This window comes from Clostridium sp. SGI.024 (assembly GCF_050315195.1).
Lineage (GTDB): Bacteria > Bacillota > Clostridia > Clostridiales > Clostridiaceae > Clostridium.
This window is the reverse complement of the sequence record NZ_JBNPON010000026.1, coordinates 1-20,767: the sequence shown is the minus strand read 5'-3', so window position 1 is coordinate 20,767 and position 20,767 is coordinate 1. Positions and strand designations below refer to the sequence as shown.

The following is a 20,767-nucleotide window of genomic DNA, read 5'->3' as shown; positions in this document are numbered from 1 at the left end:
ATCTCTACTCATCTCCATGTACATGATCGTGAATGTCATCATGTTCTTCGAAATCCCAAAGCTCTAATCCTGCATTTTTTCTATAATCATTTATTGCTTTATGTATTGCTTCTTCAGCTAAAACAGAACAGTGCATTTTTACAGGTGGAAGTCCATCTAAAGCTTCTGCAACTGCCTTATTTGATAATTCCCAAGCTTCTTCTACTGTTTTACCTATTATTAGTTCTGTTGCCATTGATGAAGATGCAATGGCAGAACCACAACCGAAGGTTTTAAATTTAGCATCTTTTATTATATTGTCTTCTATTTTTAAATAAACCTTCATTATATCTCCGCATTTGGCATTTCCAACTTCTCCAACACCACTTGCATTTTCAATTTCTCCCACATTTCTTGGATTTCTAAAATGATCCATTACCTTATCGCTGTACATCATAGTATTTTTCTCCCTTCTTAATAAAGTCTTCCCATAAAGGTGACATATTTCTTAATCTTTCTATAATAGGTGGTACTACATCTAAGACATAATCAACATCTTCTTCTGTAGAACCATCACCTAATGTTAATCTTAATGATCCATGTGCTAGTTCATGAGGTAGCCCTATTGCTAATAAAACATGAGATGGATCTAAGGATCCAGAAGTACAAGCACTACCACTTGAAGCACATACTCCTTCAAAGTCTAATGATAAAAGAATAGATTCCCCTTCAATAAATTCAAAGGTTATATTAACATTACCTGGTAATCTCTTGTCTCCTCTAGGACCATTTAGTCTAGTATGAGGTACCTTTAATAATCCATCTATTAATTTATCTCTAAGAACAACTAATTTTTTATTGTGTTCTTCTAAATTTTCTGTAGCAAGTTCAATGGCTTTTCCAAGACCTACTACTGATGGTGTGTTTTCAGTTCCAGCTCTTCTTGCTCTCTCTTGACCACCACCATGAATTAAGTTATCAATTCTTACTCCTTTTCTTATATAAAGAGCACCAATTCCTTTAGGTCCATATATTTTATGTCCTGCTAAAGATAATAAATCTATATTCATTTCTTTAACATCTATCGGTATATTTCCTACTACTTGAACTGCATCTGTATGGAAAAAAACCTTTCTTTCTCTACAAATCTTTCCTATTTCCTTTATAGGCTGAATAGTTCCAATTTCATTATTTGCAAACATAATTGATACTAATATAGTCTTATCTGTTATGGCATTTTTTAGTTCTTCTAAATCTATAAAGCCCTCTTTATCAACATTTAAGTAAGTTACTTCAAAGCCTTGTTTTTCTAAATATTCACAAGTATGAAGAACAGCATGGTGTTCGATTTTAGTAGTTATTATATGATTTCCTTTTTTTCTATGAGCTGAAGCAATTCCTTTAATTGCCCAGTTATCTGCTTCTGAACCACCACCAGTAAAATAAACTTCATTTAAATCACAATTTAAAGCTTTAGCAACTCTGTTTCTAGCTTTGTCTATAGCCATTTTAGTTTCTCTGGAAATACCATAGAAAGACGATGGATTACCATACTTTTCTGTAAAAAAAGGCATCATTTCTTCTAAAACTTCTGGTTTAACATAAGTAGTTGCTGCATAGTCCATATACACGTTTTTCATCTTTACTCGCTCCTCTTTAAAAACTTAATAGATTCACTTTCCTGTTTTAATCTATTATAATCATCAACTATATCTTGAAGTGTTATACTTTCCATTACTTCATCAATGCTGTTTTTAATTTTTTCCCATAACAATCTAGTAGCACAAAAATCTATATTATCACATTCAGTTCCTTCAATGCACTGAGCTATTTCTACAGGTCCTTCAAGAACATACATAATATCTGCTACTGTTATATCTTTGGGTGCACTATTTAAAACATATCCCCCTTGAGCTCCTCTTATACTTTTTATAAGTTTTGCTCTCCTTAAAGGTGAAAATAATTGTTCTAAATAATATTCAGATATATTTTGTCTTTGAGAGATTGTTTTTATTGAAACAGGGGTATCTCCATAGTGCATAGCAAGGTCTACCATAGCCTTGACCCCGTACCTTCCTTTAGTAGAAAGTTTCATTATTCTTCCCCCTTTTAATGTTGACCATTTTACTTGTATTTACTTCATATATATTATCAAACACCTTAATTCTTGTCAATAATAACACTGCTTTCTAATTTGCTTTAAATGATAAATATTTTACTTATCCTATGATATTATTTTTTTATATTATCCCAGTAATTTTTTATACTATTTTCATATTTATTATTTTGTGGATTATAATATTTTATTCCTTGTAAATTATCTGGTAAATATTTTTGATTTACATAATTATTTTCATAATCATGAGGATATTTATATCCTCCTACCCCTAAGCTTTTTGCTCCAGAATAATGAGCATCCTTTAAATGTTTTGGAACATCTCCTATATTTTTATTTTCTAAATCTTCCATTGCCTTAGATATTGCTATATAAGAACTGTTGGACTTAGGTAATGTTGCTAAGTAAATTACTAATTCAGATAATATCAATGAAGCCTCTGGAAGACCAACCTTTAGAGCTAGTTCAACTCCAGAATTTATTACAGTTAATGCATTAGGATGAGCAAGACCTATATCTTCTGCTGCAATTACTGAAATTCTTCTTATTATAGCTTGTAAGTTTCCTGACTTAATTAGTCTTGCTAAATAATGAACTGCAGCATCTGGATCGCTTCCCCTTATACTCTTTTGAAGTGCACTTAAAAAATTATAATATTCATCTCCACTTGCATCAGCTCTTATATGAGATTGATTTAATTCTTCTATATATTCCACATTTATATTTTTAACCTTAGTTAACTGAGAGTTAATAGCAAGCTCTAATATATTATATGCCTTTCTATAATCACCTTGAGAAATCTCTGAGATGTATTTTAATGCCTCTTTAGTATATTCTACTTCTATTCCCTCATTTATTAACCTTTTTATTGCTCTTTCTAAGCCTTCAATTATTTCTTCTATATTAAGAGATTGAAATTGAAATATATTACATCTACTTAAGATTGCTTTATGAATAGCAAAATAAGGATTTTCAGTAGTACTTGCTATTAATGTAACTCTTCCATTTTCAATAAATTCTAAAAGTGCTTGTTGTTGTTTCTTACTAAAGTGTTGAAGTTCATCTATATAGATAACTACTCCATTATAATTAAGTAAACTATCTAGACTTTCAGTTATTTCTTGAATATCCTTAACCGATGCAGTTGTGGCATTTAATTTATAAAATTTTCTGTCGCTATAATTAGCCATTATATTTGCCAGTGTAGTTTTTCCAGTACCAGGTGGTCCATAAAGAATACAATTAGGAATTTTTTTACTTATTATTAAATTATATAATGGCTTTCCTTTTCCAAGTATGTTTTTTTGACCTATAAAATCCTCTAACTTTTGAGGTCTCATCGCTTCTGCTAATGGTTTCATAAAATTCACTCTTTCTATAGTTTTTTACTTAAAGCCTTCATTTAATTCCTTAGCTTTTTCAAGATTTTCATACTCTGTAAAACCTTCTATATATAATTCGCCATTTCTTTCCCTTAAAATTACTTCAATTGGAACATCTTCTCCAATAGCCTCGTCACTTCCTTCCTCATGAATACTACCATCGTCATGTTCATGTACTTCTAATGATACCGCTCTAAGATTTAATGTCATACAAACTATATACCTTCCTTGATCTTCTCTTAAGCTTATAATTTCACTTCCATAATCTTTAATATCTACTTCACCAATATATTTAGAATAAAATTCTGGATAATTACATACATAAAAGTTTTTCTCACTAATATGTTTTTTCATAGTATCATCATATCCTTTTTCATATGACAATACTAAATCTATAGTATCCTTAATCTTATTTTCATCTTTGCTTTTTAATTCTTTCGAAATTACTCCACATCCTGTAATAACTACACTTATAATTATAATCACCATACTTAATAATAGATTTTTTTTCATTTATTCCTCCATAAAGTAAATTTTTATTTTTATAAATACATATATAAATAATATCATAAAAAAGCTATTGCTATGCTTGTAAAATCAAAAAAATAGGACACTATTTAGTATCCTATTTTTATATCTATAAACTATTTATTCTTTTTTGTTGCTTTTTTAGTTTCTTTTTCCTTAGATCCTTCATAAGCATTTATATACATTTCTTTTAATTCACTCATTAATGGATATCTTGGGTTAGCACCTGTACATTGATCATCAAATGCTTGCTCAACCATTTCATCAAGACTTGCATAGAACTTGCTTTCTGAAACTCCTGCTTCTTTTATTGTCTTAGGCATATTTAATTTAGCTTGTAACTCTTTAACAGCCTTTATTAATAATTCAACTTTTTCTTCTTCACTATTTCCGCCTAAGCCAAGATGATCAGCAATTCTTGCATATCTCCATGCTGCATTTGGATATTTATATTGAGCAAATGCTGCTTGCTTAGTAGGTGCATCTGTAGCATTAAATCTTATAACCTCATTCATTAATAATGAATTAGCCATACCATGTGGTAAGTGATGGAATGCTCCTAATTTATGAGCCATTGAATGAGTAATTCCTAAGAAAGCATTTGAGAATGCCATACCAGCCATACATGATGCATGAGCCATTTTTTCTCTTGCTTTTACATTAGTTGTTCCTTCATTATATGCATCTGGTAAATATTTAAATACTAATCTAATAGCTTCTAAAGCTAATCCATTTGTATATTCTGAAGCCATTATTGAAACATATGCTTCAATTGAGTGAACTAATACATCTAAACCTGCACAAGCAGTTAATCCTTTAGGAGATGTCATCATAAGTTCAGCATCTACTATTGCCATATCTGGAGTTAATTCATAATCTGCAAGAGGGTATTTAACTCCTGTAGTTTCATCTGTAATAACAGCAAATGGAGTTACTTCTGAACCTGTACCTGCTGATGTTGCTATTGAAACCATCATAGCTTTATTACCCATAGTAGGGAATTTATATATTCTCTTTCTTATATCCATAAATGTCATAGCTAAATCATGGAAGTTAACTTCTGGATGTTCATACATAACCCACATAATCTTAGCAGCATCCATTGCAGATCCACCACCTAAAGCTATTATTACATCAGGATTGAAATCTAACATTTCCTTAGCACCAGCTTTTGCACATCTAAGTGTTGGGTCTGGTTCTACATCTGAGAATATTTTAAATTGTATTCCATTGTTTTCTAAAACTTCTGTTACCTTATTAGTATATCCCATATCAAATAGTACTTTATCAGTTACTATAAATGCTTTCTTTTTATCCATATCCTTTAACTCTCCAAGAGCTACAGGTAAACAACCATATTTAAAGTAAACTTTTTCTGGAACTCTAAACCAAAGCATATTTTCTCTCCTTTCAGCTATACTCTTGATGTTAATTAAGTGCTTAGGTCCAACATTTTCTGAAACTGAGTTTCCTCCCCATGATCCACATCCAAGAGTTAGTGATGGTGCTAATCTAAAGTTAAATATATCTCCTATAGCTCCTTGTGATGCTGGCATATTTATTAGAGTTCTAGCTGTTTTCATTTTTTCGCCAAATTGTAATATTCTATCTCTACACTTAATTTGATCAGTATAAAGAATTGAAGTATGGCCCATACCACCTAATTCAATTAATCTCGCTGCTTTTTCTAAAGCTTCTTCATAAGATTTTACTTTATACATAGCTAAAATTGGTGATAATTTTTCATGTGAAAATGGCTCTTCTAATTCTACTGATTCTACTTCCCCTATTAAGACCTTAGCTGATTCTGGGACATTAACTCCTGCCATTTCTGCAATTTTATAAGCTGATTGACCAACTATATTAGCATTTAAGCCACCTTTTTCATTTAATATAACTTTTCTTACCTTATCTACTTCTTCACCCTTTAAAATATAAGCTCCTCTTTCACTTAATTCTTTTTTAACTTCATCATATACTTGCTCTAATACTACTAATGATTGTTCTGATGCACAAATAACTCCATTATCAAAAGTTTTAGAAAGAAGTATTGAGTTTACAGCCATTTTTATATGAGCAGTTTCATCTATGATAGCTGGTGTATTACCTGCTCCAACTCCTAATGCTGGTCTTCCTGATGAATAAGCAGCCTTAACCATAGCTGGACCACCTGTTGCTAATATTATATCTGATTCTCTCATAACATTTTGAGATAATTCTACTGATGGTTCATCTATCCATCCTATAATTCCTTCTGGAGCTCCTGCTTTAACTGCAGCTTCTAAAACTATCTTAGCAGCTTCTATTGTAGCTTTTTTTGCTCTTGGATGTGGAGAAATTATAATTGCATTTCTAGTTTTTAAAGCTATTAATGTTTTAAATATTGCTGTTGATGTTGGATTTGTTGTTGGAACTATTGCTGCTATAACTCCTATTGGTTCAGCAACCTTAGTAATTCCGTAAGTTTTATCTTCTTCTAAAACTCCACAAGTTTTCATATCTTTATATTGATTATATATATATTCTGCTGCAAAATGGTTCTTTATAACTTTATCTTCCACTATACCCATTCCAGTTTCTGCAACTGCCATTTTAGCTAATTTGATTCTGTTATCATTTGCTGCTATTGCTGCTTGTCTAAAAATTTCATCAACTTGTTCTTGAGTATAAGTTGCAAAAATTCTTTGAGCCTCTCTTAATTTATTAATTCTTTGAGTTAATTCTTGTGCATTTGTTACAACCATTTTATATCCTCCTAAATGATGCGATTTATATTTTTAAATAATTTATTTTATTACTAAAATTTATTTAACTTACTGACAATATTATTGTATTTTATTGTTTAATTTTTGTCAATCTTTTTTGTTAAATTTTTATCATATTTTTTCTATTTTTTTCTCATTTTATAAAAATGATAATCAAAAGTAATAATTAAGTATTATTTTGTATATTTTTATTATATTTTTGAGGTAATTTAAATTTTTAATTTGAATCTTTATATTTTTTTTAATAATTTAATTATTCTGATAATATTAACTCCTTCTTATAATAAGTTTAAAACTTAATTTATTTAATAAATATTGTTATTAAAATAACAAAGATTTATTATTTTATTTTTTTATCTACTATTACTTTTCCATTAAATCTTATAAAATATACCTAAAAAAATGTATTTTCTATACTATGAATTTTACTACTTACATAAAGTTATTTACAGATTTAAAAAATATAAATTCTTCAAAACTAAAAAAGAACTGTAGAAAACCACAGTTCCTTTTTTATAGTCTAATTTACTAATAACTATAAATCTTTGTTATACTTTTATGCTAATAAACTTCTATCACTTAAATCATCATTAATATTAGCATCTTTAAATAAATTCATTAATTTTTCTGTTGTCAATTCTTCCTTTTCTTTACCTTTAACATCTATTAATATTTTACCTCTATGCATCATTATCAGTCTATTACCTGTTTTTATTGCTTGCTTTAAATTATGAGTTACCATCATTGTTGTAATATTAGTATCTTTTACAATTTTTTCTGTTATCTCCATTATTTTTAATGAAGTTTTTGGATCTAAAGCTGCTGTATGCTCATCTAATAATAATAATTTAGGTTTAGACATAACCGCAATTAACATACTCAAAGCTTGTCTTTGGCCTCCTGACAATAAATTAACTTTATTATACAACTTATCTTCAAGTCCTAAATCTAGCTCCTTAAGAAGTTCTTCATAATATGGAATTCTTTTTTTATTAACTCCAGAACTTAAACCAAACCTCTTTCCTTTATTGTCTGCTAATGATAAATTTTCTAATATTGTCATATTAGGTGCTACACCTAAGGATGGATTTTGGAAGACTCTACCTATCATTTTCGATCTTTTATATTCATCCTTATAAGAAACATCTTCGCCATTTAATTCAATTATACCTTCATCGCATTGAATATTTCCTGATATAATATTTAGTAATGTTGATTTTCCAGCTCCATTAGATCCTATTATGCTAATGAAGTCTCCTTCATTTACTTCTAAAGAAAAATCTGTAAATACCTTGTTTTCATTTATAGTATTTTCATTAAAGACTTTGTGCAATGCTTGAATCTTTAGCATTAACATCACCGCCTTCTCTTTTTATTTCAGTACTTTTAGCTTTTCTTCTTTTCCCTTTAAATTTAAATACTCCTGAATTTAAACTTAAAGCTATGATAACTATAACTGCTGTCATAAGCTTTAAATAATTTGGATTTAAACCAAATTTTAAAGCTAATGCTATAGCTAATTTATAAATTATAGCTCCAAATATTGAAATAGTTGTATATTTCATAAAGCTCATTTTCTTAAAAATTGAAGCACCTATAATAACAGCTGCTAGACCCATAACAACCACTCCAGTTCCCATGCTAGCATCTGAAAATCCTTGATATTGAGCTGTTAAAGCACCACTTAAAGCAACTAATCCATTACTTATCATCAGTCCAAGTATCTTTATATTATTTTTATTTATTCCCAATGAGGTGACTAATTGTTCATTATCTCCAACTGCTATAAGTAAATTACCAAGCTTTGTTTTTAAAAAGAAATCAAATGATATCTTTATTATTAAAACCACTACAATAATTGTAATTATATTAAATTTTCCAGTAAAAACATTTTTAGTATTAAATAATGGTATATTTGATTGCCCCATAACCATTAAATTAACTGAATATAAACCTATCATAACTAATATTCCAGACATTAAATTAGTTATTTTAAGTTTTACATTTAAAAGTGCTGTTACTAATCCAGCTAAAGCTCCTCCTATAGTGGCAACCAAAACTGCTAACCAAGGATTTACATCTTTAACTAACAAAGCTGCACATATAGCTGCACCTAATGGGTAAGTCCCATCTACAGAAAGATCTGGAAAGTCTAAAATCTTATACGTAATATAAACCCCTATAGCAACTACTCCAAAAAGTAACCCTTGTTCTAATACATTTATTATTAAATCCATTAGTTAACGCCCCCAGTTATAGCCTTTGCATTTTCTTTAAGATCACTAGGAATGCTAATATTTAATTTATTAGCTACATCAGTATTTATTACAATAGTCATATCACTTAATGTAGTAATTTCTATTTCCTCTGGTTTCTTTCCCTCTAATATTTCAGCTGCTTTATATCCTGTTTCTTTTCCAAGTTTAAAATAATCTATTCCGATTGAACATAAACCACCTTTAGATACAATAGCTTCTTCTGCTCCTAAAATCGCTACATTATTTTTTACAGCAATTTGTCCAACTAAATCATAAGCAGAGGCTACAGTATTATCAGTTGGTGTATATAATGCATCTATATCTTTGATAACTGCACTTAAATTTTGATTTATTTCATTTACATTTGTAATTCCAATTTCTTTAACACTTATATTTAATTTACTAGCTTCCTTCTTTAATTCTTCAACTTGTACTACTGAATTGGTTTCAGAAGTGTTATAAATTACTCCTATATTTTTAATTTCAGGCTTAAGTTTAAGCAATAATTCAAGTTGCTTATCTATAGGCACCATATCTGAAACTCCTGTCATATTAGTTCCTGAACTTTTCCAATCCTTAGCTATACCAGCTGAAACTGGATCAGTAACTGCAGTAAAAACTGTTGGTATTTCTTTAGTTGAATTATATACTGCTTGTGCTGATGTAGTTGCAATAGCCAAAATTAAATCTTTCTTTTCTGATGTAAACTTTTGTGCTATTGTTTGAGAAGTTGGATTATCTCCTTGAGCATTTTGATAGTCAATTTTTATATTTTTCCCTTCTTCATATCCCTTTTCTTTTAACCCTTCAATAAATCCTTCTCTTGCTGAATCTAAAGCTGGATGTTGGACTAATTGACTAATTCCAATATTATATTCTGTTTTTTTAGTTGAAGATGTTTTATCACCTTCGTTACAGCCAACAAAAGCACTCGCTACAATTAACGATAATAATACCATTGAAATTTTCTTTTTTCCTACCATCTTTACCATCCTCCTAATATAACTAAACATATTTAGCTTTAATAAAATCCTAATCCCTACAATTCTACGCTTATAATTTACTATAAATATTATATAAAATATAATACTTTACTATTATTATTAAGATTTTATTGATATTTTTATATTTATCATATAATATCACAATTAGTTTTTTTTGTAAATATATAAACAGTTAGAAATCATTATATAAAGAAAAAAAAGACACTCTAGTGCCTTTTAATATTATACTATCTAAAATTACCTTTAATTAGGAATAGCTCTATGCCCTATACCTATAACTACTTCATCTAAATGCAAAAGTCCAACACTTAAAAATATACAAACACTTAAATGTTCCCCGTGTTTTGCAATACCTATTTTACCTCCAACATTTTGTCCACTCGCTCTATTCCATACTTGCATTAAAGCATCCCTAGTAGCACCTATAACTCCACCTTCATGTAAATGCTCTTCTCTTATAAGACCATTTCTCTTAGATGCTACTAAAGCTCTTTCTAATATTTTGGAAGTTGACTCGTTAATATTTCCGCCTATATTAACTGCTGTAACGAAAATACCTTTTTTCTTAAGTTCATTTTTTAATTCCTCTTCTTCTTCTCTAGATGAAACAGCCATCCTTGTGGCATATTTTGCAACTTCCAAACTTGTATTTACCATAATATCCTCCTGTACTTCTATTTAATATTTATTATTTTATGGATTCACATTTTTCTTTAAAATAATTATTTAATTTTCCTAATGCTCCTATTAAAATATCTTTTTCACTTTCAGAAAGATCATCAATCATAGTTGTAACCATTTCGTTATGAAACCTTTCATGCAATCTATGTGCTACTTTTCCCTTTTGAGTTAGCTCAACAAGAACTACTCGTCTGTCCTCTTCTATTCTACTTCTTTCAACATATTCTTTTTTTATAAGCCTATTTATAGATGTAGTTAAAGTTCCAACTGTTATACCTAAATCCTGTGCAACTTCACTCATCATCCTCTTTTCTTTTCTTCCAATGGCTTCAATAGTATGCATTTCTCTTACAGATAAATCAGAAAAATGTCCATTTTTTAATGTCTTTTCTTCTATCTGAAGTATTTCGTTAAATATTTTTACCAACAGTTCATTAACTACACTTATGTCTTTTTTCATAATGAATTATCCCATCCTTTTTTCAATTGTACCTTAATTAAATAATAATCTAAAGTAATGTAAAATTCAACGAAATATATTATTTAATCTCAAAATAATTTGATATTCAAATAACTTTATTTTATTTATTAATTATACTTACTTTAATTATTTTAAATTTTTCTTTTAATTCTTCTAATACTTTTTCAATCCTAACTTTTTTTGGTTTTATTATAATATATAATGCATAAACTTTATTTCCATTATCATTATTATAATTATACTCTATTTTTTTAATTTTTATTTTTTTTCTTTCTAGAAACTGTTCTATTTCACTTTCTATTTCTCCTTCTTTAAAATATTCTAATTTAATTTTTTCCATTGTATTTTTAGAAATAAATTTATCTTCTATCCTTTTTAAAAATACTAATATTATGAAAATTATAATAGTAGAAAAAATACTAATAAAGTATCCACCCATTCCTATAGTTAAACCTAAACATGCTACTACCCACAAAGTTGCTGCAGTAGTTAATCCTTTTATATTCCCTCTATTATGAATTATTGCACCTGCTCCTATAAATCCTACTCCAGTAATTACTTGAGCTCCAAGTCTACCATAATCTATTTTAATAACTTCATATAATTTTTCATTTGAATATATAATTTCTATTGCTTTATTACTCATTTCTATTTGTAGTAAAGAAATTATAGTAGCTCCTAAACAAACTAAAATATGCGTCCTAAGGCCTGCAGCTCTATTTTGTAATTCCCTTTCATACCCAATTAGACCTCCTATAATTAATGCCATTAGTATTCTTATAATTATTTGATTTATAGTAAGTTTCATTATATCTCTCCTCAATTAGTCATTATTTTAAGTTATGAATTAATAATAAAAAAATTGACAAAAAAAGAGCTGTTAAAAACAGCCCCAATAGCTAAATAATAAATATTAAGATAAAGAACATATATAATTTAAATTATTCTTATTGACAATATTGTTATTAATAATCCCATTATTAACACTAAATAATAAAAATTGTATATTTTATCTCTACTATATATTTTTACCTTTTCTAACCTTCCCTTAGGATAAACAACTTCTATTTCATCTCCACTTTCTAAATTGCATTTCTTTTCAAATATTGAAATTGCAATTTTCACATACTTATTTTCATCTTCCACTTCTATAATTGGATATAGCTTTGTATTGTGTACTGTATTGCACTCAATTCCAGGTATTGAATAGGTATATGCTTCAAAGCCTATAACTTTAGCTTTTTTTATAACAAACCCCTTGTTTAATATTGTTCTTTTAAGTAAGGTAATACCAGCAACAAAACTTAATATAATACCAATAATTGAAAATAATGTTCCCATTTTTATCCCCCAAATCAATTTATTTCTCTCAATAATATATTATGCTTAATAACATCAAAAGATATATTTAGTCTAAACTTTCCTAGTTTTTAAGTAATTTACTTATTTTTATGATATTATTTTTCATTTATTTTATCTTTTGTAATAAATTATTAGTTTTTTTAAGGAATTTTATTACTTTTTAAAATTGAATTTTTATTCTCATTAGACATTTATCTTGTTTACTATTTTATGGCAATAGTCTAATATTAAATTATAGTTATTAATAGGAGGTAATTCTATGAATTATACTAAAGTTAAGTTTGAAATATATGTTCCATTTAGTCATGTTAATAAATTAAGAGAAGCAATTAACAATACAGGAGCCTTAATTATAGGAAAATATGATAACTGCATTTCAATAACTGAAGTAACTGGATATTTTAGACCTTTGAAATCTTCTAATCCATACCTAGGTAAGGAAAACGAGTTAAGTATTGAAAAAGAAGCGAAAATGGAGTTTAGATGTGACAAAGATTTAGCTATAGAAGTAATCAACGTAATAAAAGCTATTCACCCTTATGAAGAACCTGTATATCACATAATACCTATTATAAATTAGAAGTTGTAATGGTAGCAAATCTTAAGTATTAGAATATTTTATTATAAATACTAATATTTGAGGTATTAAGAATGAAAGTAATTATAATCGGTGGCGGCTTTGCTGGATGTCAAGCTGCCATACAAGCAAGAAAAATGAAGGCGGAAGTTCATGTTATAGAAAGAACAGATATGTTACTTGGTGTTGGAAATGTTGGCGGAATTATGAGAAATAACGGAAGATTTACAGCTTCAGAAGAATTATCATATTTAGGTGCTAATGAAATAATTGATATTATGGATAGCCTTGCCCTCCATAGAAATATTAACTTTACTGGACATAATCATGCAAGTCTAACAGATATAGGTAAGGCTGAGCCTAAAATAAGGAAATATCTTGTTTCTCTTGGCATTAATATTCACTTTAATAGTAGAGCTATAAATGTATCTTTAAATAATAATTCAATTACAGAAATAAAATTAACTAATGGAACTTTTATTAAAGGTGATGTATTTATAGAAACTACTGGTTCAACTGGTCCTATGACAAATTGTAATAGATATGGCAATGGATGTTCGATGTGTATATTAAGGTGCCCTACTTTTGGTGGTAGAGAAAGCTTAAGTGCAAAAGCTGGAATAAGTGATATTATAGGAGAAAGAAATAATGGTATACCTGGCGCAATGAGTGGTTCATGTGAATTACCTCGTGAATCATTATCTAAGAAATTATTAGAAGAAGTTACAACTAAAGGTGTAGCAAGTATTCCTATTCCTCATGAAGATATTAATTTAGATAAATTAAGTCAAAAAGTATGCCAACAATATGCTTTAAAAGAATTTGCTGAAAATGTTATTTTATTAGACACTGGCCATATAAAACTTATGACTTCCTATTATCCTATAGAAAAACTTCGTAAGATTCCAGGTCTAGAAAATGCTAGATATATTGACCCTTTATCAGGTGGAACCTCTAACTCCATTAGATATTTAGCATCTAGTCCTAGGGATAATACCATGAAAATTAAAGGATTAAATAATATGTTTTGTGCTGGAGAAAAATCTGGCTTCTTTGTGGGCCATACTGAAGCTATGGCTACAGGAGCTTTAGCAGGTTACAATGCAATAAAGTACCTTCTTGGTGAAGAACTTTTAGAGTTACCTAGAGAACTTTCTATAGGGGATATTATTGCCTTTGCAAATGAAACCTTAGATATGGAAAATGGAAAAAGCCTTCGACATACCTTTTCAGGTGGAGAATACTTTGAAAGGATGAAAAAACTAAATCTATACACAACAGATAGAGAGATGATAAAACACAGAGTTAGTTCCTTATCTTTGTTAGGAATATTTAATAAATAAAGGAGCTGTTTCAACAGCTCCGAATTAAAAATTTAGAATGTAAAATATATTTATTCTAAAAACTCATCAAGGAGTTTCATCTTTAATTTTACATTTTTCATTATTCATTTTACATTGGTGCGATAGCACCTTTTTTCTATGCTAAAAATATATTTTTTATTGCTCCTGTAGGACACTTTTTAGTACAAAGTTGACAATTTACACACTTATCATAATCGACTTTTGCTAAATTATTTACTACATGAACTGCATCCTTCGGACAGTTTCTCTCACATAATTTACATCCTATACATGCAGATGAGCAATTTTCTTTAACGTGTCTACCAATTTCTGTATTATTACACTCAACTCTTACCTTTTTAGAAGCAGGTACTGATTCAATAAGTCCTTTTGGACAAATATTAATACATGCGCCACAGTTTGTACATTTTTCTACATTAACCTTAGCAATACCATTAACTATATCTAAAGCTCCAAATTCACAAACGCTAACACAACTTCCTAGTCCCAAGCAACCATATGAACATGCCTTTGAACCACCATTAACCATAAGTGAAGCAGTTAAACAATCAGTAACACCTTCTAGATCATATTTAATTTTAGCCGAATCACAATTACCGTTACATTTAACAAAAGCAGTCATCTTTTCAGAAGCATCTACTTTAATTCCTAAAACTTCTCCAATATCTTCAGCTGTTTTCGCTCCTCCTACTGAGCATAAATTAGGTTTTGCACCTTCCATTACTACAGCTTCTGCATAAGCATCACAACCTGCAAAACCACATCCTCCACAGTTTGCTCCTGGAAGGCATTCTCTCAATTTTGGTATTTTAGGATCTACTTTAACTTCAAAAGCTTTTGATGCAAAACCTAAAAGCACTCCAAAAAGTAACCCTAAAAGCCCTAAACTTAAAGTTGCAAATAAAATATTCATACTATACCTCCCCTAGTGAATTAATCCTTGGAATCCTAAAAAGGCAATTGACATTAAAGCAGCAGTAAATAATGTAATTGGTAATCCTCTTAGAACAACAGGTATATTTTCATTATTATCTATTCTTTCTCTAATGAATGATAGTAAAACTATTGATAACATATATCCTGATGCAGCACCTAATCCATTTACCACAGATTCTATAAAGTTATAACTTTCTTGTATATTTAATGTTGCCATTCCTAAAACAGCACAGTTTGTAGTAATAAGCGGTAAGTATATTCCTAAAGCCTTATGAAGGGCAGGTGATAATTTTTTAATAGCCATTTCTACAAATTGAACTAATGCTGCAATAACTAAAACATTTGCTATAGTTTTTAAATATTCAAGCTCAAATCTAACTAATATTTGAGTATATACAAGCCATGACATAATTGAAGCTAAAGTCATAACAAAGGTAACAGCTAATCCTATTCCTATAGCTGCATCTTTTTTCTTTGAAACTCCAAGGAATGAACAAATTCCTAAGAATTTTGAAAGTACAAAGTTATTTACAAGCATTGCTGCTATAAAAATCATAAATAATTCCATCAGTTCCACCCCTCTTAGTTTTTATTAGTATCTTTTATTTCTATTCCTGAAGTAGTACCACAAGATCCAGTTCCACATCCAGAACAACTTCCGCAATTATGTTCTAAAGGCTTAACTTCTTCACCAGTTCTAACCGCTTTTTTCATATTATAAGCATTTAAAACTACCATAAGTCCACCTAAAGTAAAGAAGGCACCTGGTGCTAATATCATAATAGAAGCAGGTTTTATAGTTTCAGGAATAACTTGAATTCCTAAAAATTGTCCAGCACCTAATATTTCTCTAAATGTACCTATTAAAAATAATGCTATTGTAAATCCTAATCCCATTCCAATTGCATCAAATATAGATGGTAAAATTTGATTCTTTGAAGCATAAGCTTCTGCTCTTCCTAATATTATACAGTTAACAACAATTAAAGGAATAAATATTCCAAGTGAAGAATAAAGACTTGGTAAGTATCCTTGCATAAGCATATCAATTATAGTAACAAAAGATGCTATAACTACTATATACGCTGGTATTCTTATTTCATCAGGAACTAGTTTTCTTATTGCTGAAATTATCATATTAGAAAATATTAAAACTACAGTTGATGCTAATCCCATTCCTAAAGCATTTTCTGCACTTGTTGTAACAGCTAGAGTTGGACACATAGCTAAAACTTGTACAAAAATTGGATTTTCAGTAATTATTCCATTTTTTAATCTTTCAATTAACTTATTCATTGCCTTCCTCCTAATTTAATATTAATTTGAACTAGCCCCTGTATTTGCATCAGTATCTTCCATGTGCTCTACTGTTTCACCTTTTATTTTTTCTAAATAGAAGGTAATTGCTTCATTAACTGCACTTACAGATGCTTTACTTGAAGTTGTAGCTCCTGATATAGCTTCTACTTCATTATCCTTATTAGGAGTAATCTTTACTGCTTCTAAATAATCAGTTGCAGGTTTATCTTTAAATCTTTCAGTAAACTTATCTTCTGTTATTTTTGCACCTAGACCAGGTGTTTCATTATGTGATAAAACTTTCATCCCAGTAACTTTATCATCTTTAGAAATCCCAATAACAAAATCAATAGGCCCATGGAAACCTTTTTTATTTACTTTCATAACATAACCTATAGTATCATTTCCACTAACAGCTTCATATACTTCTTTAATGCTACTTTCTGCATCTAATTCAATTGTTGTATCTTGAATCTTTTCTGCTGCTGGCATTATATAATTTAAATCATCTTTACTAATTTTAGAGTTTTCTAAAATCGCTTCTTTAGTTAAGTCATTTGCAAATCCAAGTAATAAACCCGAAATCATAGTTATTATTAGAAGGATTCCTCCTAGCTTAAAATTTCTTTTCATATACTTAAGCCTCCTTCTTGACCTTAATTTTTTTAGTTGTTAAATATTCAATTAAAGGAGTACATAAATTCATAATAATAATAGCGTAATATGGTCCTTCTGGATTAAATCCTTTTACAGCAATAATTGAAGCACAAATACCTGCAATTATTCCAAATATGTATTGTCCTATTCTAGTCATTGGGGTTGTTCCATAATCAGTTGTCATAAAGATTGCAGCAACAAAAAATGCACCTGGTAATAATAACTCTTTATCAAAAATATTATACATAACCATTGCTGATAAAATAAATGTAATTGGCCCTCTTAAACTAATTCTTCCTCTAAATGCTAAGTAAAGTCCACCTAAACATAAAGCCAAAATAGATACTTCCCCTATACTTCCTGAAGCTTGCCCTATAATTTTATCTACTAATGATACAGTTACTTCTGTTGCACCTGATGCTGCAGAAGTTGCGTCTGCTACTGGTTTTGCCATAACCCCTGCCCATGAAGCTATTAAAAATGCCTTAGTAGCTGCTGCTGGATTCATAAAGTTTTGTCCATATCCACCAAAGAATTGTTTTACAACAATAGTTGCAAAAATTGATCCTATAATTGGTATCCATAATGGAACGTATGTTGGCATTATTAATCCTAAGATTATACCTAATACTACTGGACTTAAGTCTGTTAAAAATGAAGTTTTCTTAACATATTTATTCCAAAGCCCTTCTGCAATAATACTAGTTAAAATTGTAGTAATTAATATTTTAGCAGCATCTACCTTATAAAAGTAAATACCTGCAAATATAGCTGGAATTAATGCTATAATAAAATCAATTATTATCTTATTAATCTCTAGCCCTTTTTTAATATAAGGTGCTGGTGATACTTTAAGATTTCTATTTTCCACACTTTTCACTCCTGTTCAGATTCTTATTAATTAAATTCTTTTGAAGTTTTTATTATTTGTGAAACTTCTATATTTGAAGGACATATGAAACTGCATAATCCACAGTCTATACACTTCTTTCCTCCAAATTTAATAAATTCTTCTTTTTCATTTCTTTTTGATAGTTCCATAAGTTTTACAGGACTTAATCCTTCTGGACATACTCTTAAGCATTTAGCACAATTAATGCAGTTATATGTTTCATTTGATGGTAAATCTACATCACTTAAAAATAGTAAGCCTTTTGAATCATTACTTATTTTAGAGTCCAAATCATATATTGGAGTACCATTTAAACTTCCTCCATCTATAACTTTTAAAAGGATTTCTATTTTTCCATTTAATAAATCAAATACTTCTCTATATGTAGTATTGGTATTAATTGCAACCACTTTTTTTTCTTTAACTGCACTTCCATATACAGTAACATAATTTTCTATTTCTTTTCCTAGTAATGCCTGTCCTAGTTTAATAATGTCTAAAATATCATATATTATGACATTATTGTCTTCCCCATAAACTTTACTTATAAGCTTATTATTGTATATTTCTGTTAATGGATTAACCTTAACAACTTCACCAAATAATTTTAATTCTTCAAATAAATTTTTATCTTTTTTATTAACTACTAGCTTTACCTCATTTAAAGAATTAATTTTCTCTAAGCCTTTCTTTAATTCTTCTTTTTTTGCATTTACTATAATTTCATATCCATTTAGATTTGGTTGAAAACTAAATGCTTTAACTATTACTTTTTTTTCTTTATTTTTTTCGTAATATGAGATCAAGTTTTCATCAATTTCTTTAGTAGATAATTTTTCTAAGTTCTCTTTTTCTACTAAAGTTTGTGATAATGTAGAATCACTTAATGTAAATAGTTTATTCGAAACTTTTACATTATTAAAAATATTAATAAACACTACAAAAAACCTCCTATATTTATTCTTAACATTAAATACACTAATTTAACGCATATTTTGACTAACATTCTCATATTACCACAAATAAATCATCTCCACAACTTTTGTAATATTTTTAACAAAAAAATAAAGAGATTGCCGTAGCATCTCCATTTTAAAAATTCATAATATAGAATTGTTTTTAATAATAACAAATACTAAAATAGTTTATTTTATAAACTACATTTTAAGTTTATTATAAATCTATATTATTTGTATTTTTGCAGTGATCTTTTTATATAATCTTTATATTCTTCTATTTCTCTTAATTTATCTAGCTCTTCATCCTCTTTCATATACTCAAAAAATATATTATTTAGCTCTATGCTTCTTATTAAATCTTTAAAAGCTTGTTGAAGTTTATTAATATTTACATAGAAGCAACATCTGTTATAATATAAGAAACTAGAATTTGGATTATTATCTATCCCTTCACTTATTATATCAATAGCAGTTTCAAACTCTTTTTTTTCCTTATATATTATAGATAAATTTAAATAACTATATGGATACTTAGAATTCTCCTTTATTGACTTAATATAATACTCTTTTGCTTCCTCTTCTTTATTTAAACTATTAAGTAATACTCCCATATTAAACAAAATTCTAAAATTTCTTGAGTCTATTTTTAATGCTTCTTCCATATACTCAAGAGCCTTTTCATAATTTCCCATTTCTTCATATATACATCCTAAATTAGCATTTGCCCATAGATCTTTAGGAACTAATTTTAAAACCTCATTATAATACTTAATTGCGTTTGTTACATCTTTTAATTCATCATATGCATTAGCTAAAAAGAAATAAGCTCTATCATATTTAGGATCTAATTCTATTGCATTTTTATAAAATTCTATAGCTTCTTCTAAGAATCCATCTTCATCATATAAAACACCTAGTCCATAATAAGCTCTAGCATCTTTTTTATCAATCTTAATGGCAGCCTTATATTTTTCTTCCGCCTCATTTTTATAACCTAATTTATCATAAAGTAAGGCTATATCAAGGACAAGTTCTATATCATTCTTACCTTCATGAAATCTATATGCTTTATTATAAAATTTTAGTGCTTTAGAATACTCTTTTTCACTAACAAATCCTCTAGCTATATTTAAATAATTTTCAAAAATGTATCTTTTATCTGACATGGTTACCTCTTTATTCTCTTATAAAAGTTTTAATTCCTTTAATAATATTATTAAAAAATACTGTTTCAATTATAATAATAAAAATAACAACTATAATAATATTCATTTTAAAATATATAGCAGCAGAAGCAAGGAAAACATACAATGCTCCTTCAACTAAAATAGTTTCTCCAATCCATGTTGAAAAACTTCTAATATCATCTATTCTTTCAATATGGAATTCTCTATTTATATAAGAAAAACTTTCTATAATTATATTTAAAAATAATAATTTTTTCTTTGTAGCTACTACTCCACCTATTATAAGTTCTGTAGCTCCCCATATTAATAGTAGTATGTTTAATAGCATACTTTACCCCTC

Annotated in this window: 23 protein-coding genes; 2 read left to right on the top strand and 21 right to left on the bottom strand. The window is 28.4% G+C overall.

From position 1 onward, the window contains the following. Positions 1 to 4: 4 nt before the first annotated feature. The 13 genes from nifU to ACQRD5_RS09000 all read right to left on the bottom strand — a co-directional run bounded on the left by nifU (position 5) and on the right by ACQRD5_RS09000 (position 12,535). Positions 5 to 436, bottom strand: coding sequence for a Fe-S cluster assembly scaffold protein NifU (gene nifU / locus ACQRD5_RS09060; protein ID WP_291624990.1), 432 nt, complete (start codon positions 434 to 436; stop codon positions 5 to 7). Further along, entirely contained in the window at positions 420 to 1,619 is a 1,200-nt protein-coding gene (gene nifS / locus ACQRD5_RS09055) for a cysteine desulfurase NifS (protein WP_320899978.1), read from the bottom strand. Before nifS ends, nifU begins: the two co-directional genes overlap by 17 nt. 2 nt (positions 1,620 to 1,621) lie before the next feature. After that, the gene (locus ACQRD5_RS09050) at positions 1,622 to 2,074 is read right to left on the bottom strand and encodes an RrF2 family transcriptional regulator (protein WP_291624994.1); all 453 of its coding nucleotides are present in this window, start codon (positions 2,072 to 2,074) and stop codon (positions 1,622 to 1,624) included. 137 nt (positions 2,075 to 2,211) lie between these two features. Next, positions 2,212 to 3,456, bottom strand: a complete 1,245-nt coding sequence (locus ACQRD5_RS09045) for a replication-associated recombination protein A (RefSeq protein ID WP_291624996.1) — start codon at positions 3,454 to 3,456, stop codon at positions 2,212 to 2,214. A gap of 24 nt (positions 3,457 to 3,480) precedes the next feature. After that, positions 3,481 to 3,990, bottom strand: a complete 510-nt coding sequence (locus ACQRD5_RS09040) for a hypothetical protein (RefSeq protein WP_291624998.1) — start codon at positions 3,988 to 3,990, stop codon at positions 3,481 to 3,483. Positions 3,991 to 4,121: 131 nt separating this feature from the next. Next, a complete protein-coding gene (adhE, locus tag ACQRD5_RS09035) occupies positions 4,122 to 6,749 on the bottom strand; it encodes a bifunctional acetaldehyde-CoA/alcohol dehydrogenase (protein WP_291625000.1) in 2,628 nt (875 codons plus the stop codon). Positions 6,750 to 7,326: 577 nt separating this feature from the next. After that, positions 7,327 to 8,121 carry an ABC transporter ATP-binding protein gene (locus ACQRD5_RS09030; RefSeq protein WP_291625002.1) on the bottom strand — a complete coding sequence of 265 codons (795 nt, stop codon included), beginning with the start codon at positions 8,119 to 8,121 and terminating at the stop codon, positions 7,327 to 7,329. Then, positions 8,087 to 9,007: an ABC transporter permease gene (locus ACQRD5_RS09025; RefSeq protein WP_291625004.1), complete on the bottom strand. Its 921-nt coding sequence runs from the start codon at positions 9,005 to 9,007 to the stop codon at positions 8,087 to 8,089. Before ACQRD5_RS09025 ends, ACQRD5_RS09030 begins: the two co-directional genes overlap by 35 nt. After that, positions 9,007 to 10,011 (bottom strand): ABC transporter substrate-binding protein, encoded by a 1,005-nt coding sequence (locus tag ACQRD5_RS09020; protein WP_294168861.1) that lies wholly within the window; start codon positions 10,009 to 10,011, stop codon positions 9,007 to 9,009. The genes ACQRD5_RS09025 and ACQRD5_RS09020 overlap by 1 nt, the downstream gene beginning before the upstream one ends. Positions 10,012 to 10,275: 264 nt before the next feature. Beyond that, positions 10,276 to 10,689, bottom strand: a complete 414-nt coding sequence (locus tag ACQRD5_RS09015; protein WP_291625007.1) for a HutP family protein — start codon at positions 10,687 to 10,689, stop codon at positions 10,276 to 10,278. Positions 10,690 to 10,720: 31 nt separating this feature from the next. Next, on the bottom strand, positions 10,721 to 11,173 hold the full coding sequence (locus ACQRD5_RS09010) for a MarR family winged helix-turn-helix transcriptional regulator (RefSeq protein WP_291625009.1): 453 nt from the start codon (positions 11,171 to 11,173) through the stop codon (positions 10,721 to 10,723). 121 nt (positions 11,174 to 11,294) lie between these two features. After that, positions 11,295 to 12,002 (bottom strand): MgtC/SapB family protein, encoded by a 708-nt coding sequence (locus ACQRD5_RS09005; RefSeq protein WP_320899972.1) that lies wholly within the window; start codon positions 12,000 to 12,002, stop codon positions 11,295 to 11,297. A gap of 128 nt (positions 12,003 to 12,130) precedes the next feature. Next, complete coding sequence (locus ACQRD5_RS09000; RefSeq protein ID WP_427746734.1) at positions 12,131 to 12,535, bottom strand: hypothetical protein; 405 nt, start codon at positions 12,533 to 12,535, stop codon at positions 12,131 to 12,133. Between the two features lie 280 nt (positions 12,536 to 12,815). Here ACQRD5_RS09000 and ACQRD5_RS08995 point away from each other — a divergent pair, with 280 nt between their 5' ends. Then, complete coding sequence (locus ACQRD5_RS08995; protein ID WP_291625015.1) at positions 12,816 to 13,136, top strand: cytochrome C biogenesis protein; 321 nt, start codon at positions 12,816 to 12,818, stop codon at positions 13,134 to 13,136. Positions 13,137 to 13,207: 71 nt separating this feature from the next. Continuing rightward, on the top strand, positions 13,208 to 14,476 hold the full coding sequence (locus ACQRD5_RS08990) for an FAD-dependent oxidoreductase (RefSeq protein WP_291625017.1): 1,269 nt from the start codon (positions 13,208 to 13,210) through the stop codon (positions 14,474 to 14,476). Positions 14,477 to 14,612: 136 nt separating this feature from the next. On the opposite strand, the gene ACQRD5_RS08985 is transcribed toward ACQRD5_RS08990, so the two are convergent. From ACQRD5_RS08985 to ACQRD5_RS08950, 8 genes are all read right to left on the bottom strand, one after another. Continuing rightward, a complete protein-coding gene (locus ACQRD5_RS08985) occupies positions 14,613 to 15,410 on the bottom strand; it encodes an RnfABCDGE type electron transport complex subunit B (RefSeq protein WP_291625019.1) in 798 nt (265 codons plus the stop codon). A gap of 12 nt (positions 15,411 to 15,422) precedes the next feature. Next, complete coding sequence (rsxA, locus tag ACQRD5_RS08980; protein WP_320899969.1) at positions 15,423 to 16,001, bottom strand: electron transport complex subunit RsxA; 579 nt, start codon at positions 15,999 to 16,001, stop codon at positions 15,423 to 15,425. 14 nt (positions 16,002 to 16,015) lie between these two features. Then, positions 16,016 to 16,729: an RnfABCDGE type electron transport complex subunit E gene (locus ACQRD5_RS08975; protein ID WP_294170197.1), complete on the bottom strand. Its 714-nt coding sequence runs from the start codon at positions 16,727 to 16,729 to the stop codon at positions 16,016 to 16,018. Between the two features lie 21 nt (positions 16,730 to 16,750). Next, a complete protein-coding gene (locus ACQRD5_RS08970; RefSeq protein WP_320899966.1) occupies positions 16,751 to 17,365 on the bottom strand; it encodes an RnfABCDGE type electron transport complex subunit G in 615 nt (204 codons plus the stop codon). A gap of 4 nt (positions 17,366 to 17,369) precedes the next feature. Then, positions 17,370 to 18,260: an RnfABCDGE type electron transport complex subunit D gene (locus ACQRD5_RS08965; protein WP_320899964.1), complete on the bottom strand. Its 891-nt coding sequence runs from the start codon at positions 18,258 to 18,260 to the stop codon at positions 17,370 to 17,372. A 26-nt stretch (positions 18,261 to 18,286) separates the two neighbouring features. Next, entirely contained in the window at positions 18,287 to 19,219 is a 933-nt protein-coding gene (locus tag ACQRD5_RS08960; protein ID WP_291625029.1) for a 4Fe-4S dicluster domain-containing protein, read from the bottom strand. A gap of 248 nt (positions 19,220 to 19,467) precedes the next feature. Beyond that, positions 19,468 to 20,406, bottom strand: a complete 939-nt coding sequence (locus tag ACQRD5_RS08955) for a tetratricopeptide repeat protein (RefSeq protein ID WP_291625030.1) — start codon at positions 20,404 to 20,406, stop codon at positions 19,468 to 19,470. A 10-nt stretch (positions 20,407 to 20,416) separates the two neighbouring features. After that, positions 20,417 to 20,755: a hypothetical protein gene (locus ACQRD5_RS08950; RefSeq protein ID WP_291625032.1), complete on the bottom strand. Its 339-nt coding sequence runs from the start codon at positions 20,753 to 20,755 to the stop codon at positions 20,417 to 20,419. Positions 20,756 to 20,767 lie beyond the last annotated feature (12 nt).

Bases quoted from the DNA above. Each gene is read 5' to 3' on its own strand.
- nifU (WP_291624990.1), bottom strand. From the start codon at position 436: ATGATGTACAGCGATAAGGTAATGGATCATTTTAGAAATCCAAGAAAT.
- nifS (WP_320899978.1), bottom strand. From the start codon at position 1,619: ATGAAAAACGTGTATATGGACTATGCAGCAACTACTTATGTTAAACCA.
- ACQRD5_RS09050 (WP_291624994.1), bottom strand. From the start codon at position 2,074: ATGAAACTTTCTACTAAAGGAAGGTACGGGGTCAAGGCTATGGTAGAC.
- ACQRD5_RS09045 (WP_291624996.1), bottom strand. From the start codon at position 3,456: ATGAAACCATTAGCAGAAGCGATGAGACCTCAAAAGTTAGAGGATTTT.
- ACQRD5_RS09040 (WP_291624998.1), bottom strand. From the start codon at position 3,990: ATGAAAAAAAATCTATTATTAAGTATGGTGATTATAATTATAAGTGTA.
- adhE (WP_291625000.1), bottom strand. From the start codon at position 6,749: ATGGTTGTAACAAATGCACAAGAATTAACTCAAAGAATTAATAAATTA.
- ACQRD5_RS09030 (WP_291625002.1), bottom strand. From the start codon at position 8,121: ATGCTAAAGATTCAAGCATTGCACAAAGTCTTTAATGAAAATACTATA.
- ACQRD5_RS09025 (WP_291625004.1), bottom strand. From the start codon at position 9,007: ATGGATTTAATAATAAATGTATTAGAACAAGGGTTACTTTTTGGAGTA.
- ACQRD5_RS09020 (WP_294168861.1), bottom strand. From the start codon at position 10,011: ATGGTAGGAAAAAAGAAAATTTCAATGGTATTATTATCGTTAATTGTA.
- ACQRD5_RS09015 (WP_291625007.1), bottom strand. From the start codon at position 10,689: ATGGTAAATACAAGTTTGGAAGTTGCAAAATATGCCACAAGGATGGCT.
- ACQRD5_RS09010 (WP_291625009.1), bottom strand. From the start codon at position 11,173: ATGAAAAAAGACATAAGTGTAGTTAATGAACTGTTGGTAAAAATATTT.
- ACQRD5_RS09005 (WP_320899972.1), bottom strand. From the start codon at position 12,002: ATGAAACTTACTATAAATCAAATAATTATAAGAATACTAATGGCATTA.
- ACQRD5_RS09000 (WP_427746734.1), bottom strand. From the start codon at position 12,535: ATGGGAACATTATTTTCAATTATTGGTATTATATTAAGTTTTGTTGCT.
- ACQRD5_RS08995 (WP_291625015.1), top strand. From the start codon at position 12,816: ATGAATTATACTAAAGTTAAGTTTGAAATATATGTTCCATTTAGTCAT.
- ACQRD5_RS08990 (WP_291625017.1), top strand. From the start codon at position 13,208: ATGAAAGTAATTATAATCGGTGGCGGCTTTGCTGGATGTCAAGCTGCC.
- ACQRD5_RS08985 (WP_291625019.1), bottom strand. From the start codon at position 15,410: ATGAATATTTTATTTGCAACTTTAAGTTTAGGGCTTTTAGGGTTACTT.
- rsxA (WP_320899969.1), bottom strand. From the start codon at position 16,001: ATGGAATTATTTATGATTTTTATAGCAGCAATGCTTGTAAATAACTTT.
- ACQRD5_RS08975 (WP_294170197.1), bottom strand. From the start codon at position 16,729: ATGAATAAGTTAATTGAAAGATTAAAAAATGGAATAATTACTGAAAAT.
- ACQRD5_RS08970 (WP_320899966.1), bottom strand. From the start codon at position 17,365: ATGAAAAGAAATTTTAAGCTAGGAGGAATCCTTCTAATAATAACTATG.
- ACQRD5_RS08955 (WP_291625030.1), bottom strand. From the start codon at position 20,406: ATGTCAGATAAAAGATACATTTTTGAAAATTATTTAAATATAGCTAGA.
- ACQRD5_RS08950 (WP_291625032.1), bottom strand. From the start codon at position 20,755: ATGCTATTAAACATACTACTATTAATATGGGGAGCTACAGAACTTATA.